Below are 14,970 nucleotides of genomic sequence, written 5' to 3' on the forward strand. Positions count from 1 at the left end.
CCCTTCAGCTCCCTGCTTCAGTGCATTCGCGGATCGCGGTCAGCGCGACACGAAGGCCAGGAGATCGTCATTCAACTGGTCTGCATGGGTCACCGCAAAGCCATGGGGTGCGCCTGGGTAGACCTTGAGCACAGCACCCTTTATCTGCTCGGCGGCCAGCTTGCCGGTGGCCTCGAACGGCACGACCTGGTCGGCATCGCCGTGGATGATCAGCGTCGGTACATCGACCTTGGCCAGATCGGCGCGGAAGTCGGTTTCGGAGAAGGCCGTCACGCAGTCCAGGGTACCTTTCAGCGAAGCCAGCAAGGCGATGTTGAGGGTCTGGGTGAGCACGCCTTCGGAGACTTTCTGGCCTTTGTTCAGGCCATAGAACGTAGAGCCGAAGTCGGCGATGAATTGAGCACGATCCTCGAGCAGGTTGCCGCGGATCTCGTCGAAGACGCTTTTCTCCACGCCTTGCGGATGATCGGCGGTCTTGATGAAGATCGGTGTCACCGCACCCAGCAGGGCCAGCCCGGCGACGCGTTCGGAACCATGCTTGCCGATGTAACGGGCCACGTCGCCGCCACCCATGGAAAAGCCCACCAGCGTCACCTCACGCAAGTCGAGATGCTCGATGAGCTCGTGAATGTCCTCGGCGAAGGTGTCGTAGTCGTAGCCTGACCAGGGTTGGCTGGAGCGCCCGAAGCCACGGCGGTCGAAGGCCACGCAACGGTAGCCGTGGGAGGCCAGGTGGAGCATCTGGTACTCCCACATGTCGGCGTCCAGCGGCCAGCCGTGGCTGAACAGGATCGGTTTTCCCGAACCCCAGTCCTTGTAATAGATCTCGGTACCGTCGCGAGTGATGAAAGTGGTCATGGAACACTCCTCTGCAGGTTCAGGTTCTTGATCGCTACCTGGGCAAGGCACCGAGCAGCGGACTACTGAGTTATTGAGTGGAGGCATGGCGAAGCGTTCGGTCTTTCCGGCGCACCGCTCGTCAGGCGCGCAAATGAAAATGCCGCGTAAATCAGCTACGCGGCATCGAGTGCAGGGATGGTGTAACGGCAATCAGAACGCCGGAACGACCGCGCCTTTGTATTTTTCCAGGATGAAGGCTTTCACTTCGTCGCTGTGCAGGGCGTTGACCAGCTTCTGTAAGGCGGCGCTGTCCTTGTTGTCTTCACGGGTAACCAGGATGTTGACGTACGGCGAGTCGCTGCCTTCGATGGCCAGGGCGTCCTGGGTCGGGTTCAGCTTGGCTTCCAGCGCGTAGTTGGTATTGATCAGCGCCAGGTCGACCTGGGTCAGTACGCGCGGCAGGGTCGCGGCTTCCAGCTCACGCACCTTGATGCCTTTCGGGTTTTCGGCGATGTCTTTCGTCGTGGAGAGGATGTTGTTGGCATCCTTGAGCTTGATCACGCCGGCTTTCTGCAGCAGCAGCAGGGCACGGCCGCCATTGGTGGCGTCGTTGGGGATCACCACGTTGGCGCCTTGCGGCAGGTCTTTCAGATCCTTGATCTTGCTGGAGTAGGCGCCGAAGGGTTCGACGTGCACACCGCCTACGCTGACCAGGGTGGTGCCACGGCTCTTGTTGAACTCGTCCAGGTAAGGCTGGTGCTGGAAGAAGTTGGCATCCAGACGCTTCTCGGCGACCTGTACGTTGGGCTGCACGTAGTCGGTGAAGACCTTGACGTCCAGCTCCACGCCTTCTTTGGCCAGTGCCGGTTTGACGAAGTTGAGGATCTCCGCGTGCGGCACGGCGGAGGCCGCGACGCTCAGGGTTTCAGCCTGGGCAGCGCTGGAGAAGGCTGCGACGACAGCCAGGGCAGTAAGCAGTTTTTTCATCGTTTGACTCCTTGAGATGAGGCGGCGTGGCGGCGAAGTGCCGGTCGTCCGTTCCAGCTGTTTTATTTACGAGAGAAGTGCACCACCAGCCGGTCGCCGATGGTTTGCAGAATCTGTACGAGCACCACCAGCAGCGCCACCGTCACGAACATCACGTCCGGCTGATAACGCTGATAGCCGTAACGCACTGCCAGGTCGCCCAGGCCGCCGCCACCGATCAGGCCGCTCATCGCGGTGTAGGACACCAGGGTGATGGCCGTAACGGTGACGGCCGCCAGAATGCCCGGCAGGGCCTCGGGCAACAGGGCGTTGAAGATGATCTGTCGGGTGCTGGCGCCCATCGCCTGGGTCGCTTCGATGATGCCGCGGTCGACCTCGCGCAGTGCGGTTTCCACCAGGCGTGCGAAGAACGGCGTGGCACCGACCACCAGTGGCGGAATGGCGCCGGCAACCCCCAGCGAGGTGCCGGTGATCAGCACCGTGACCGGGATCAGCAGGATCAGCAGGATCACGAAGGGCACCGAACGCAGGATGTTCACCAACAGCGAGACCACCGCGTAGAGCGCCTTCTGTTCGAACATCTGCCGCGGGCCGGTGAGGAACAGCAGCACGCCGAGGGGTAGGCCGAACAGCACGGTGAACAGCATGGAGCCGCCGAGCATGTTCAGGGTATCGAGGCTGGCCTGCCAGATTTCCAGCCAGTCGACGTTGGGCAGTAAGGTTTCCATCAGCGCAGAACCTCCAGGTGCACGTCGGCCGCTTCGAAGTGGGCCAGGGCCGCGTCGATATCGCCGCCGCTCAGTGCCAGGGTCAGCTGGCCGTAGGGCGTGTCCTTGATGCGGTCGATACGCCCGGCGAGGATGCTGTAGTCGATACCGGTTTCCCGGGCGACCTGGCCAAGCATCGGCGAATAGGTAGAGTCACCCTGAAAGGTCAGGCGCAGGATGCGGCCCTGGACATGGGCGAAGTCGTCGCGCTGTTCGTTTTCGTCCACCTGTTCCGCCTCGAGCACGAAGCGGCGTGTGGTGGCGTGTTGCGGGTGCAGGAATACGTCGGCGACGGGGCCCTGCTCGACGATCACGCCCGCATCCATGACCGCCACGCGGTCGCAGACGCGGCGAATCACATCCATCTCATGGGTGATCAGGACGATGGTCAGGCCCAGTTCGCGGTTGATCTCGGCCAGCAGCTGCAGCACCGACGCCGTGGTTTGCGGGTCGAGGGCGCTGGTGGCTTCGTCGCAGAGCAGAATCTTCGGTCGGGTCGACAGCGCACGGGCGATGCCCACACGCTGCTTTTGCCCACCGGACAACTGTGCCGGGTATTTGTTGGCGTGATCCTGAAGGCCGACGCGTTCGAGCAGTGCGGCAACACGCTGCTCGATCTCCCTGGCCGCTACGCCAGCCAGCTTCAGCGGCATGCCGACATTGGCGGCGACCGTCTTGGATGACAGCAGGTTGAAGTGCTGGAAGATCATGCCGACCTGCTGGCGGAACTGGCGCAAGCCATCAGCACCGAGGGCGGTCACGTCCACGCCGTCGATATCGATGCGGCCGCCGGAGGGTTCTTCGAGGCGGTTGATCAGGCGCAGCAGGGTACTTTTGCCTGCACCGGAGTGGCCGATGATGCCGAACACTTCGCCACGGTCGATGTGCAGGTCGCAGGGTTGCAGGGCGGGGATATCGCGGCCACTGACGCGGTACGCCTTGTGAACCTGATGAAAGTCGATCACGCATTAAACCTTTTGGGTTCGTTGTTCTGCCGGATAGGCATGAGAAGCACTAGCAAGCCGCTGGAAAACTAACGGCGTTGCCGTCGCCCGTTTTTGCCTTGCGCTGGCTGCTTCGCCTAGGTTTTCACCGGACTGCTAGTTTACCCGGCGCTTGTTAGACCTCAAAAATATTTGTAGGCCTATGTTTATAGCTAAAAAGCTGGTTTATATCGTCTCAGACGGCGCATTCGCGTACTTACTGATCGCGCGAAAGCAACACCAGGCGGGGGACCTGAACCGGCTTCACCGCATGGCTGAGCGTCAGCTTGAAGGCCGGGTCACGCTTCATCACCCGCGCTTCGAGCAGGCTGCTGACCCGGCGCAGATCCTCGGCACTGCGCACTTCTATGTGAACGGTGCGATCGAAGGTCACCACGTCGGCTGCGACCGCATCGAGCCGCTCGAACAGTGCAGCTTCGTCGCGGCTGTCGAGCATCGGCAGGCTGATGTCACTGCGTTTGTCAGCAGGGTCGATCAGGGTGGCCGCTGCTTCGGGCGGTGTGTCATCGGCGGTGCGGGTAGCAGCGGCCTGCGCTTCGGCGGCCTGGCGCAACAGGCGCAGTCGCTCCTGACGTGCGGCCTGAGCCTGTTCGCCTGCCTGGCGCGCCTGTTCCACTGCGCTCAACTCGGCCTCACGGGCTTTGCCGATGGCGCCATCCAGACCGGTGGTCAGTGCCGGCGCCTTGGGCATCAGGTTGCGCGCGTGGCCAAGGGATTTTGCGGCCTTGTCGAGATCACCGTTTTCCAGGGCTTTCTGACCTTCCAGCAAATAGGCCTCGGCCAGCCGCCGCTGGGTGTGCAGCACCACGGCAGGTTCGCCGCTCTGCTGCAGAGCTTCGAGCTGCGCTTCAGCCTCGACCAACCGGCCTTCGGCAAGATTGGTGTCGAACTGTTCCTGGGCACTTGGCGCAACCGCCACGGGAACCGGGGCCGGTTCGGCTTCCTGGCGGCTCTGGCAGCCGATCATCAGCAGAGCCAGTGCGGCCAGCGTGGCACAGCGTATAGGGAACGATGTCATGGCTGCGAGTCTCGATTTGTGCAAAAAACACGCAATTCTACACGGTGGCGTCCGGGCTACCAAATACCACAGGATCAGGCTTTGTGGCGTTCACCCGTAGATACCGTCTTGCACCACGGCCTGCAAGAGCCCGTTGGTATAGGAGCATCGTCCCCGGCGCGATGCGTTGGCGGCCATTCAGCGAACCTGTGGTGCGGCTACCATTCGCTGCGAGGTCGCAGCTCCTACACACGTGTGGTGATCCTCCGAGCTTATCGCTGAAGCCCGTGTAGGGTGGGTTAGCGACGCCATGCTACGTTATTGCAGGTACTTCGATCCTGGAGCGTCGCGTAACCCACCAGGCGATAAGCGGCGTTGCGCCAATGGTGGGTTACGGCGCTGCGGCAATCGCAGAATGTTTGCGCTGTGCAACAGGCGTCTCACCCACCCTACGGCTCTGGCACGGGATCAGGCTTTGCGGCGCGGCAGCGCGAAACTCAGCAAGAACAGGCTGGCCGCCGAGACCACGATGGACGGGCCGGCCGGGGTGTCCTGCAGCCAGGACAGGCTGAGGCCGCAGCACACCGCGACGATGCCCAGCAGGCTGGCGCCAAAGGCCATCTGCTCCGGTGTGCGTGCATGCCGTTGTGCGGCGGCGGCAGGGATGATCAGCAGCGAGGTGATCAGGAGTACGCCGACGATCTTCATCGCCACGGCGATAACGATGGCGATCAGCATCATCAGGCCGAGACGGATCGCCGCCACGGGCAGGCCTTCGACCCTGGCCAGTTCTTCGTGCACGGTGATCGCCAGCAGCGGGCGCCACATCAGCACCAGCAGGATCAGTACCAGAGTGCTGCCAGCGAGAATCCAGGCCAGATCGGTCGGGCTGACCGCGAGCAGATCGCCGAACAGGTAGCCCATCAGGTCGATGCGCACGTCGCGCATGAAACTCAGCACCACCAGGCCCAGCGACAGGGTGCTGTGGGCGAGGATGCCGAGCAGCGTATCGCTGGCCAGGGGCTGGCGGGTCTGCAGGGTGACCAGGAGGATTGCCAGCAGCACACAGCCGACGGTCACCGCGAAGGTCGGGCTGACGTCCAGCATCAGGCCCAGCGCCACGCCGAGCAGCGCGGCATGGGACAGGGTGTCGCCAAAGTAGGCCATGCGCCGCCACACCACGAAGGAGCCCAGTGGGCCGGCGACCAGTGCCAGAGCGAGGCCGGCGAGCAGGGCGTTGAACAGAAAATCAGCCATGCTTGCAGCCATCTCCGTGTACGTGCGGGCGCAGTGGGCCGTTTATGCCCAGGCCCGGTTTGTCGCTGACCACGCTGCCATGCAGGTCGTGCTCATGATCGTGGTGGTGGTGATAGACCGCCAGGCTCTGGGCGTCGCGACCGAACAGTTCGACGAAGGCTGGATCGAAACTGACCTGCTCCGGGTGGCCCGAGCAGCACACGTGGCGGTTCAGGCACACCACCTGATCGGTGGTGCTCATCACCAGGTGCAAGTCGTGGGACACCATCAGCACGCCGCAGCCGTGGCGATCGCGCAGGCGGGTGATCAGCCGGTACAGCTCGGCCTGGCCGGCCACGTCGACGCCCTGCACCGGCTCATCGAGCACCAGCAGTTGCGGCTCACGCAACAACGCACGGGCCAGCAGCACACGTTGCAGCTCGCCGCCGGAAATGCCCTGCAGCGGGCTGTCGAGTACCTGGCTGGCACCCACCTCGGCCAGTGCCGATTGCGCTCTGGCGCGGTCGACGCCCGGTACCAGGCGCAGAAAACGCAGTACGCTGAGCGGTAAGGTCGGGTCAACGTGCAGTTTCTGCGGCATGTAGCCGATCCGCAGTTTCGGCTTGCGCCATACGCTGCCGCTGTCCTGCTTGAGCAGGCCGAGTACGGCGCGCACCAGGGTAGTCTTGCCGGCGCCGTTGGGGCCGATCAGGGTGACGATCTCAGCGGGCTTGATGGTCAGCTCGACATTGTCGAGCACCGTCTGCCCGGAGAAACCGACAGTCACGCCTTCGAGGCGTATCAGAGCGTTGCTCATTTGCTGCCTTGGCAGCCTGCACACAGGCCGACGACTTCCACGGTCTGGCTTTCGACATTGAAGCCGACACCTTTGGCACCGCGTACGATGGCATCGCTGATCGCCGCCTGCTCCAGCTCCACGGCGGCGTGGCAATTGCGGCAGATCAGGAACTGGCTCTGATGAGCATGTGCCGGGTGGCTGCAGCCAACGAAGGCATTGAGAGAGGCGATGCGGTGTACCAGGCCGTTTTCCAGGAGGAAATCCAGCGCGCGGTAAACGGTCGGCGGCGCGGCGCGGCGGCCGTCTTCCTCGCTGAGCACACCCAGAATGTCATAGGCGCCCAGCGGCTTGTGGCTGGCCCAGACCAGTTCCAGTACGCGCTTGCGCAGGGCGGTCAGGCGCAGGCCCTGACGGGCGCAGATAGCCTCGGCTTCGGCCAGCGCATGGCTGACGCAGTGGGAGTGGTCATGGGGGCGCGATGCCAGGGGTGGCACGACGCTGACGGGTTTGTACATGGCGAGGGCCTCGAAGCGTAGGACGTTATTCTATTACGCATCGGCCGCCGGATGCCACGAATGTACCGGTTGGCCGTCTGCCAGGCGCGTGAGCGAGGGTCGTTCGGCGGATGAGTGCCAATTCGGATAGATAGGATGTTATTGTATTACCCCCTTTGCTTCTCGAATGAATCTCTGCCCATGCTGCCGCGCTTGCGTTCCTTGTCGTCGCTCACACTGCCTCTTTTTTTCCTGCTCTTCACCACGACCGGCGTCGCCCAGGCCGATGTGCGTGTGCTCACCAGCATCAAGCCATTGCAGCTGATCGCCGCCGCGGTGCAGGACGGCGTGGGTGAGCCCGAGGTTCTGCTGCCGCCGGGCGCGTCGCCGCACCACTATGCGCTGCGCCCCTCCGATATGCGTCGGGTGCAGGAAGTGGATCTGCTGTACTGGGTCGGGCCGGACATGGAGAGCTTCATGCCCCGCGTTCTGGCTACCCGTGAAAAGCCCAGCGTGGCGGTGCAGAGCCTGCCGGACATGACGCTGCGGCATTTCGGCGAGGATGATGGCCATCACGATCACGATCACGATCAAGCGCATGAGGCGCTCGGCGAGCATGACCACGACCACCGTCCCGGCAGTCTGGACGCTCACCTGTGGCTGCTGCCGGCCAACGCTCGGGTGATCGCCGCGGGCATGGCCGCCGACCTGAGCAAGGCCGATCCCGCCAACGCTCCGCGCTATCAGGCCAATCTGGATGCGTTCGACAAGCGTCTCGATGCGCTGGAGCCGCGTCTGCAGGCTCAGCTCAAGCCGTTGGCGGCCAAGCCTTTCTTCGTTTTCCATGAGGCCTTCGACTACTTCGAGGCCGCTTATGGCCTCAAGCACGTCGGCGTATTCAGTGTGGCCAGCGAGGTGCAGCCGGGAGCTCGCCACGTGGCAGCGATGCGCGAGCAACTGCAGCGGGTAGGGCCGAGCTGCGTGTTCAGCGAGCCACCGCTGCGCCCGCGTCTGGCCGAAACCCTGACCGCCGGTTTGCCGGCGACCCTGGCCGAGCTGGATGCCATGGGCGCGGTAGCGCCAATCAGCGCAGAGGGTTACGAAAACCTGCTGCAAGGGCTGGCCGATGGCTTGAGTGATTGTCTGGGCAAGCTTTGAGCCCGGGCGTCCGTGCCATGGACGCCCCAGGCTTTTGACGGCGATCTACAGCGCGAACGGCAGCGCCAGGTCGACGTGCTGACGCTCTGCCAGACGGCGCTGGAACTCGGCCGGGTCGTGGATCAGCACATCCTGGCCGGCGAAGGCTTCAGCGGCGATCAGGCGCGATAGCCAGAAGCGCACGCAACCGATGCGCAGCAAGGCAGGCCATAGCTCGGCTTCGGCGGCGCTGAACGGGCGCAACGCGGCATAGGCGCCGAGCAGGGCGCGGGTGCGTTCGGCATTCAGCCGCCCCTGCTCATCCGAGCACCAGTCGTTCACGGCAATTGCCAGGTCATAGAGCATGGGGCCGGAGCAGGCGTTGTAGAAGTCGATCACGCCACTCAGGTGAGTGCCTTCGAACAGGCAGTTGTCGCGGAACAGATCGGCATGCAGGTTGGCGCCCGGCAGCTTGTGTACACGCTCCTGCAGCGTGGTTATTTCTTCCAGTGCCGCATTCAGCAGGCTGGCCTGTTCGGCCGGCAGCCGCTGCGCCAGTGCCGCACCTTCACGCAACATCCACTCCAGCCCACGATCGCTTTTGCGTGGCAGTGTGCGCTCGCGGGTCGCCAGGTGAATGCGCGCCAGCAGGCTACCGATTTCCTGGCAATGGTGGGCGTTGACCGCGCTGATGTGCTTGCCGCTCAGCCGCGGCTGCAGCAGCGCCGGCTTGCCCGCCAGGCTGCGCAGGGCTTCGCCGCTGTCGGTGCGCAGGGCGTAGGGTACTGGCAGGCCGGCATCGTGGAGGACGTCCAGCAGTTCGATGAAGAATGGCAGATCGGCGCTTGGCCCGCGTTCGATCAGGGTCAGCACGAATTCGCCCTGTTCCAGGCTGACGAAGAAATTGCTGTTTTCGCTACCGGCCTCGATGCCCTGGAAGTCGAGCAGGCGACCGAGCCCGTAGGGCGCGAGAAACGTGTCCAGTTGCGGACGTTGCAGCGGGGTGAACACCGACATGAATTGACTGCCTTACCAGCTGAAGATTTCCCAGGCCGGGATGAGCATATCCGGCGAATCGGAGCGCACGAAGTTACCGTCGCTGCCATCGGCCCGAACCAGGAAATAGGGTTTGCCACCTTTCGGGGTGACCTTGATGGCATAGAGGAAGCCATTGACCCGGTACTCCTCTACGGTGCGGTCGCCGTCCTGGCGGATGGTTACATCAGGATCCGCCGAGGGTGCATCGTCGGCCTGCGCGGCAAACGGCACAGCGGCCAGTACGGCAAGCAGGATCAAGCGATTGAAGAGTCCCATGGTAACCTTGTCCCTTTGATATCAACGGTACTGCGTATTCTAGCGCCACGCCCGCCGAAAAGGTTGATCACGCTCATGAGCCAAGCCCCCCTCGTCCTGGTCGACGGTTCCTCCTACCTCTACCGCGCCTTCCATGCCCTGCCGCCCTTGACCACTTCCAAAGGCCTGCCGACAGGTGCGGTCAAAGGTGTATTGAACATGCTGCGCAGCCTGCGCAGGCAGTACCCGGACAGCCCCTTCGCCGTGGTCTTCGATGCCAAGGGCGGAACCTTCCGCGATGAGCTGTTCGCCGAGTACAAGGCCAACCGCCCGGCCATGCCCGACGAGTTGCGGCTGCAGATCGAACCCCTGCACGCCAGCGTGCGTGCGCTGGGGTTGCCGCTGCTGTGCGTCGAGGGTGTCGAGGCCGACGACGTGATCGGTACCCTGGCCCGGCAGAGCGCCGCCGAAGGCCGCGATGTGGTGATCTCCACGGGCGACAAGGACATGGCCCAGTTGGTATGCCAGCACGTTACGCTGGTCAACACCATGACCGGTAGCGTTTACGACATCGATGGCGTGAAGGGGAAATTCGGTGTCGGCCCTGAGCTGATCATCGATTACCTGGCGCTGATGGGCGACAAGGTCGACAACATTCCTGGCGTGCCGGGCGTTGGCGAGAAAACCGCCCTTGGCCTGCTGGTCGGTGTTGGCGGCGGCCTCGACGTGCTCTACGCCAACCTCGACAAGGTGCCAGGCCTGCCGATTCGCGGTGCCAAGACGCTGCCGGCCAAGCTCGAAGAACACCGCGAGATGGCGTATCTGTCTTATCAGCTGGCGACCATCAAGCTGGATGTGCCGCTGGATCTCGACTGCTCCAAGCTGCATCCCGGCGAGCCCGATATCGACGCACTGATTCCGCTCTACGAAGAGCTGGAGTTCAAAAGCTGGCTGGACGAGCTGCTACGTCAGAACAAAGGAGCTGCACCCAAGATCAAGGCCAAGGCAGCACTCACGCCGACGGCGGACGACCTGTTCAGCACCGCGATCAACCTGGCGCCGACGGTCGGTGACCTGGCTACTGCCGACGTAGAGCAGGCGGTGACCACCGGTGACTACCGCACGGTGCTCGAGCAGAGCGAGTTCGACGCCCTGCTCACGCAACTGCAGCAGGCCGAGCTGATTGCCTTCGATACCGAAACCACCGGCCTGGATGCCCAGCAGGCGCAACTCGTCGGCCTGTCGTTCGCGGTCAAGGCGGGTGAGGCTGTCTACGTGCCGGTCGCCCACAGCTACATGGGCGTGCCGCAACAACTGGATCGCGATGCGGTGCTGCGCGCGCTCAAGCCGATTCTCGAAGACCCGGCCAAGGCCAAGGTCGGCCAGCACGCCAAGTACGACATCAACATCCTCGCCAATGCCTCCACGCCCATCACCGTGCAGGGCGTGGCGTTCGACACCATGCTCGAGTCCTACGTGCTGGATTCCACCGCCACGCGCCACGACATGGACAGCCTGTCGCTCAAGTACCTGGGCCACAGCACCATCCGTTTCGAGGACATCGCGGGCAAGGGCGCCAAGCAGCTGACTTTCGACCAGATCGCTCTGGAGCAGGCGGGCCCTTACGCGGCTGAAGATGCCGACGTGACCCTGCGTCTGCACCAGAACTTGTGGGATCGCCTGGAAAAGGAGCCGGGCCTGGCGAGCGTGCTGCGCGATATCGAAATTCCCCTGGTGCCGGTGCTGGCGCGTATCGAGCGCAATGGTGCGCTGGTCGACGCCAATCTGCTCGGCCGGCACAGCCAGGAACTGGGCGAGAAGCTGGTCGCACTGGAGCGTCAGGCTTTCGAGGTCGCGGGTGAGGAGTTCAACCTCGGCTCGCCCAAGCAGCTCGGCGCCATCCTCTATGAAAAACTCGGTTTGCCGATCATCAGCAAGACCGCCAAAGGTCAGGCATCGACCGCCGAGGCGGTGCTTGCGGAGTTGGCCGAGCAGGACTACGCGCTGCCCAAGGTGCTGATGCAATACCGCAGCCTGAGCAAGCTCAAGAGCACCTACACCGACCGCCTGCCGGAACAGATCAACCCACGCACCGGACGCATCCACACCAGTTATCAACAGGCAGTGGCATCCACTGGGCGCTTGTCGTCCAGCGACCCGAATCTGCAGAACATCCCGGTGCGCAGCGCCGAAGGCCGACGCATCCGCCAGGCCTTCATCGCGCCTGCGGGTTACAAGCTGCTGGCGGCCGACTATTCGCAGATCGAGCTGCGCATCATGGCGCACCTGTCGCGGGACGAAGGGCTGCTGAACGCCTTCCGCGAGAACCTCGATGTGCATACGGCCACCGCTGCGGAAGTCTTCAAGGTCGCACTGGATCAGGTGACTCCGGATCAGCGCCGTAGCGCCAAGGCCATCAACTTCGGCCTGATCTATGGCATGGGCGCGCAGAAGCTGGCCAAGGATATTGGCGTCGACAGCAAGCAGGCCAAGGCCTATATCGAAACCTATTTCGCCCGTTACCCCGGCGTGCGCGAGTACATGGATCGTACGCGTCGGCAGGCCGCGGAGCAGGGCTACGTGGAAACCCTGTTCGGGCGTCGTCTGTACCTGCCACAGATCAAGTCCAGCCGGCCCCAGGAACGCGCCGGCGCCGAGCGTACGGCGATCAACGCGCCGATGCAGGGTACTGCGGCGGACATCATCAAGAAGGCCATGGTGGCTGTGGATAACTGGCTCGCCGAGTCGGATCTGGATGCCAGGGTGATCCTGCAGGTGCACGATGAGCTGGTGCTGGAGGTGCGTGAGGATCTGGTTGAACAGGTCAGCGAGCGGATTCGGCCGCTGATGGCCAAGGCCGCCGATCTGGATGTGCCGATGCTCGTCGAGATCGGGGTAGGCAATAACTGGGATGAAGCTCATTGAAGGTCAGTTAGTGCTGAGAGCTCTTAGCCGATATTAAGACCAAACAAAGGAATCTAAGCATCGCTGAACTTTACTTCTGTCCACCCGGTCAGAGTTTGTGAATGGCCCATAAAGCCCTTCGATGCTCCTTTGTTGTGTTAAGTGTTGGCAGACATCTGAGCCCCGCCCTAGCGGTTCAGACCCTTAAACCCCGATCTTCTCCCTCCCCATACGAAGTTCGGGGTTTTTTTTGCCTGCAGAAAAGTACTAGGGTCTGTTGCCGTTTCAACGCGAGCCGCGTTGCCGCGAGAAATCTCGCCAGGCCGGGCGGCGATCCGCTAGGCGGAGGACGCAGGGAATGGCATTCCCTTTTCAAGTCCTCCAACGACGCATGGCGAGATTTCCCGCGCAACCCGCAGGGCCGGGCCCGTTTTGCCGCGATGCTGCGTTTCTCGCCGGCTCATTTAGCCCGCTAAACTTCGCGGCTGTGTGACCCACATGGATGTGGGAAATGCCGCAAGCCCGCTGGGAGCGGGCGCGGCCCTTGCCTCGCGGCAAAACGGGCTCCGGCGCGGCCGTGCGTGAAACGGCAACAGACCCTAGGCAGCTCCTCCCCTCGATCTCCTGCGCTGATTGCCTGAAGTGCTGCGCCATACGGCCGCTTGATGCAAAACGCCCCGCTTGGAGCGGGGCGTTTGCGTTGGCGACGAGCAGCCGAGTCAGGTTTCAGCCTGCTCGTCTTCTTCCCCGATCAGGCCCAGCCAATGTCCCAGAACGGTCTGTGCGTCTTCCACGCCGATGCGCTTGGGCGCCGAGAACAGCTGGATGCTGACGTGATCGCCCCAACCCTTGCGTATCTCCTGCTGAACCTTGAGCAGCGCAGTCTTCGCCGCGCCAAAGGCCAGCTTGTCGGCCTTGGTCAGGAGGATATGCATGGGCATGCCGCTGGCGCCGGACCAGTCGAGCATCATGCGGTCGAACTCGGTCAGTGGGTGACGGATGTCCATCATCAGAATCAGCCCGCGCAGGCTTTCACGGCTGCCCAGATAGGCTTCCAGGTGTTTCTGCCAGTGCAGCTTGAGCGGGATCGGTACCTTGGCGTAACCGTAGCCGGGCAGGTCGACCAGGCGGCGTTCGTCATCCAGGCGAAAGAAGTTGAGCAGTTGGGTACGCCCTGGCGTTTTCGAGGTACGCGCCAGGCTGGCGTGGGTCAGGGTGTTCAGCGCGCTCGATTTGCCAGCGTTGGAACGCCCGGCGAAGGCCACTTCGTAGCCCTGATCGTCCGGGCATTGGTCGACCTTGGCGGCGCTGATCAGAAAGGTGGCTTGCTGACACAAGCCGATTGCAGGGTTCTTTGCTTGCATCGGGGGTATCCGGTGGAGGGCGTGCATCGCGGCAGTCTATCAGGCTGGGGCCCCGCTGACGCATATGGGCTGCTGGCCTTATCTCAAAGCGGTTGCGACCACAGTGTTACAGCGAGCCGGTATTCGGCGTCCGGTGCGAGAATCAGCGAATCGTCCAGCACATTGGCGTGCTCGATGCAGAGCATGCCTTGCCAGGCATCGTCGGCGAACTGCGACAGGCGTTTGGCTTTGTCGATCCAGGGGTTCCACACCACCGCCGAGCCCGAGCCTTCGCTGCGCATGAGGATACGGCGCTTCCACTGGGGATCGACGATGCTCAACTGCGCCGGTGTGTCGAGGTAGATGCGGTCGGTCTCGCCACTGAACGCCAGCGCGCCCTTCTGTCTGACTTTTTTCCAGCCGTCGAGGGTGTCGATGTAGCGGCAGGCATCCAGGCCTTCGACCTTCACCTGGCGAATGTCGCTGACCGCGAAGTAGCTGTGCAGCGCCTGGCTGATCGGCAGTTCGCTGTCGCCGAGGTTGCGCGTGGTCAGGGTCAGTGTCAGGCGCTCACCCAGATGGATATCGAGCTGCAGTTCGGCAGCGAACGGCCACTCTGCGAACGGCTGCGCGGCAGTGTCGAAAGCGAACGACAGTGCCACACCATCCTCCTCGGTGTTCAGGCCGATCAGTTGCCAGTCGAGGTTACGCACCAGGCCGTGGGCCGGTGCGTTTTCAGGACGCGTGTGGGCGGCCCGTATCGCCTCCGGGTTGCGCTGCAGATCGCCGAACCAGGGCCAGCACACCGGAACCCCGCCGCGTACGCTTTGCCCGGCTGCATAAGCCGCCTGATCGCTCAGCCAGATCAGCGGCTGCCCGTTGGCCGGCTGGTAGCGCAGGATTTGCGCGCCTTGCTCGCTCACCAGCAACTCGGCGCCAGCGTGGCGGATGCGCCAGCAGACCAGGTCGCCCAGTTGAATGCGTTCGTTGGTGGTGCTCATGAAAATGCTGCTCCTGGTAGACGTTGCCTATTGGGCCACGGCGGGGCCGCGGGGTTCGCTCGCTGCCATGAAAAACGCCCGTCGAGACGGGCGTTCTGTGCGGCCCGCCATCCCTGGCGGCCACCCTGCGGGCCGTCGGCAGAGCCGACGGCAAAAATCGCTCCCGGC

At 63.3% G+C, this 14,970-nt stretch carries 14 protein-coding genes; 2 read left to right on the top strand and 12 right to left on the bottom strand.

Annotated elements, in window-relative coordinates:
- Positions 1-39: 39 nt before the first annotated feature.
- The 8 genes from DNK06_RS19205 to DNK06_RS19240 form a co-directional block, all read right to left on the bottom strand.
- Positions 40-858, bottom strand: a complete 819-nt coding sequence (locus DNK06_RS19205; protein WP_131181607.1) for an alpha/beta fold hydrolase — start codon at positions 856-858, stop codon at positions 40-42.
- A gap of 192 nt (positions 859-1,050) precedes the next feature.
- Positions 1,051-1,827: a MetQ/NlpA family ABC transporter substrate-binding protein gene (locus DNK06_RS19210; protein ID WP_131181608.1), complete on the bottom strand. Its 777-nt coding sequence runs from the start codon at positions 1,825-1,827 to the stop codon at positions 1,051-1,053.
- A gap of 62 nt (positions 1,828-1,889) precedes the next feature.
- On the bottom strand, positions 1,890-2,555 hold the full coding sequence (locus DNK06_RS19215) for a methionine ABC transporter permease (protein WP_090423656.1): 666 nt from the start codon (positions 2,553-2,555) through the stop codon (positions 1,890-1,892).
- The gene (locus DNK06_RS19220; protein ID WP_131181609.1) at positions 2,555-3,559 is read right to left on the bottom strand and encodes a methionine ABC transporter ATP-binding protein; all 1,005 of its coding nucleotides are present in this window, start codon (positions 3,557-3,559) and stop codon (positions 2,555-2,557) included. Before DNK06_RS19220 ends, DNK06_RS19215 begins: the two co-directional genes overlap by 1 nt.
- 235 nt (positions 3,560-3,794) lie before the next feature.
- On the bottom strand, positions 3,795-4,616 hold the full coding sequence (locus DNK06_RS19225) for a hypothetical protein (protein ID WP_131181610.1): 822 nt from the start codon (positions 4,614-4,616) through the stop codon (positions 3,795-3,797).
- Between the two features lie 447 nt (positions 4,617-5,063).
- A complete protein-coding gene (gene znuB, locus DNK06_RS19230) occupies positions 5,064-5,852 on the bottom strand; it encodes a zinc ABC transporter permease subunit ZnuB (RefSeq protein ID WP_131181611.1) in 789 nt (262 codons plus the stop codon).
- The gene (gene znuC / locus DNK06_RS19235) at positions 5,845-6,648 is read right to left on the bottom strand and encodes a zinc ABC transporter ATP-binding protein ZnuC (protein ID WP_131181612.1); all 804 of its coding nucleotides are present in this window, start codon (positions 6,646-6,648) and stop codon (positions 5,845-5,847) included. The genes znuB and znuC overlap by 8 nt, the downstream gene beginning before the upstream one ends.
- A complete protein-coding gene (locus DNK06_RS19240) occupies positions 6,645-7,145 on the bottom strand; it encodes a Fur family transcriptional regulator (RefSeq protein WP_131181613.1) in 501 nt (166 codons plus the stop codon). Before DNK06_RS19240 ends, znuC begins: the two co-directional genes overlap by 4 nt.
- A 180-nt stretch (positions 7,146-7,325) precedes the next feature.
- Here DNK06_RS19240 and znuA point away from each other — a divergent pair, with 180 nt between their 5' ends.
- On the top strand, positions 7,326-8,282 hold the full coding sequence (gene znuA, locus DNK06_RS19245; protein ID WP_131181614.1) for a zinc ABC transporter substrate-binding protein ZnuA: 957 nt from the start codon (positions 7,326-7,328) through the stop codon (positions 8,280-8,282).
- Positions 8,283-8,327: 45 nt separating this feature from the next.
- Here the strand turns inward: znuA and DNK06_RS19250 are convergent, their stop codons facing one another.
- Together DNK06_RS19250 and DNK06_RS19255 are read right to left on the bottom strand one after the other, a co-directional pair.
- Entirely contained in the window at positions 8,328-9,278 is a 951-nt protein-coding gene (locus tag DNK06_RS19250) for a homoserine kinase (protein WP_131181615.1), read from the bottom strand.
- Between the two features lie 12 nt (positions 9,279-9,290).
- Positions 9,291-9,575, bottom strand: coding sequence for a DUF2782 domain-containing protein (locus DNK06_RS19255; protein WP_131181616.1), 285 nt, complete (start codon positions 9,573-9,575; stop codon positions 9,291-9,293).
- Positions 9,576-9,650: 75 nt separating this feature from the next.
- Between DNK06_RS19255 and polA the strand changes: the two genes are divergently transcribed.
- Positions 9,651-12,479, top strand: coding sequence for a DNA polymerase I (gene polA, locus DNK06_RS19260; protein WP_131181617.1), 2,829 nt, complete (start codon positions 9,651-9,653; stop codon positions 12,477-12,479).
- A 698-nt stretch (positions 12,480-13,177) separates the two neighbouring features.
- Here polA and yihA read toward each other — a convergent pair.
- Both yihA and DNK06_RS19270 read right to left on the bottom strand, forming a co-directional pair.
- On the bottom strand, positions 13,178-13,822 hold the full coding sequence (yihA, locus tag DNK06_RS19265) for a ribosome biogenesis GTP-binding protein YihA/YsxC (RefSeq protein ID WP_131181618.1): 645 nt from the start codon (positions 13,820-13,822) through the stop codon (positions 13,178-13,180).
- An 83-nt stretch (positions 13,823-13,905) separates the two neighbouring features.
- Positions 13,906-14,802: a D-hexose-6-phosphate mutarotase gene (locus tag DNK06_RS19270; RefSeq protein WP_131181619.1), complete on the bottom strand. Its 897-nt coding sequence runs from the start codon at positions 14,800-14,802 to the stop codon at positions 13,906-13,908.
- Positions 14,803-14,970 lie beyond the last annotated feature (168 nt).

The sequence above is a fragment of the Phytopseudomonas daroniae genome (assembly GCF_004327285.1).
GTDB lineage: Bacteria > Pseudomonadota > Gammaproteobacteria > Pseudomonadales > Pseudomonadaceae > Aquipseudomonas > Aquipseudomonas daroniae.

Coding starts and splice junctions, on each gene's coding strand:
- DNK06_RS19205 (WP_131181607.1), bottom strand. CDS start 858: ATGACCACTTTCATCACTCGCGACGGTACCGAGATCTATTACAAGGAC.
- DNK06_RS19210 (WP_131181608.1), bottom strand. CDS start 1,827: ATGAAAAAACTGCTTACTGCCCTGGCTGTCGTCGCAGCCTTCTCCAGC.
- DNK06_RS19215 (WP_090423656.1), bottom strand. CDS start 2,555: ATGGAAACCTTACTGCCCAACGTCGACTGGCTGGAAATCTGGCAGGCC.
- DNK06_RS19225 (WP_131181610.1), bottom strand. CDS start 4,616: ATGACATCGTTCCCTATACGCTGTGCCACGCTGGCCGCACTGGCTCTG.
- znuB (WP_131181611.1), bottom strand. CDS start 5,852: ATGGCTGATTTTCTGTTCAACGCCCTGCTCGCCGGCCTCGCTCTGGCA.
- znuC (WP_131181612.1), bottom strand. CDS start 6,648: ATGAGCAACGCTCTGATACGCCTCGAAGGCGTGACTGTCGGTTTCTCC.
- DNK06_RS19240 (WP_131181613.1), bottom strand. CDS start 7,145: ATGTACAAACCCGTCAGCGTCGTGCCACCCCTGGCATCGCGCCCCCAT.
- znuA (WP_131181614.1), top strand. CDS start 7,326: ATGCTGCCGCGCTTGCGTTCCTTGTCGTCGCTCACACTGCCTCTTTTT.
- DNK06_RS19250 (WP_131181615.1), bottom strand. CDS start 9,278: ATGTCGGTGTTCACCCCGCTGCAACGTCCGCAACTGGACACGTTTCTC.
- DNK06_RS19255 (WP_131181616.1), bottom strand. CDS start 9,575: ATGGGACTCTTCAATCGCTTGATCCTGCTTGCCGTACTGGCCGCTGTG.
- polA (WP_131181617.1), top strand. CDS start 9,651: ATGAGCCAAGCCCCCCTCGTCCTGGTCGACGGTTCCTCCTACCTCTAC.
- yihA (WP_131181618.1), bottom strand. CDS start 13,822: ATGCAAGCAAAGAACCCTGCAATCGGCTTGTGTCAGCAAGCCACCTTT.
- DNK06_RS19270 (WP_131181619.1), bottom strand. CDS start 14,802: ATGAGCACCACCAACGAACGCATTCAACTGGGCGACCTGGTCTGCTGG.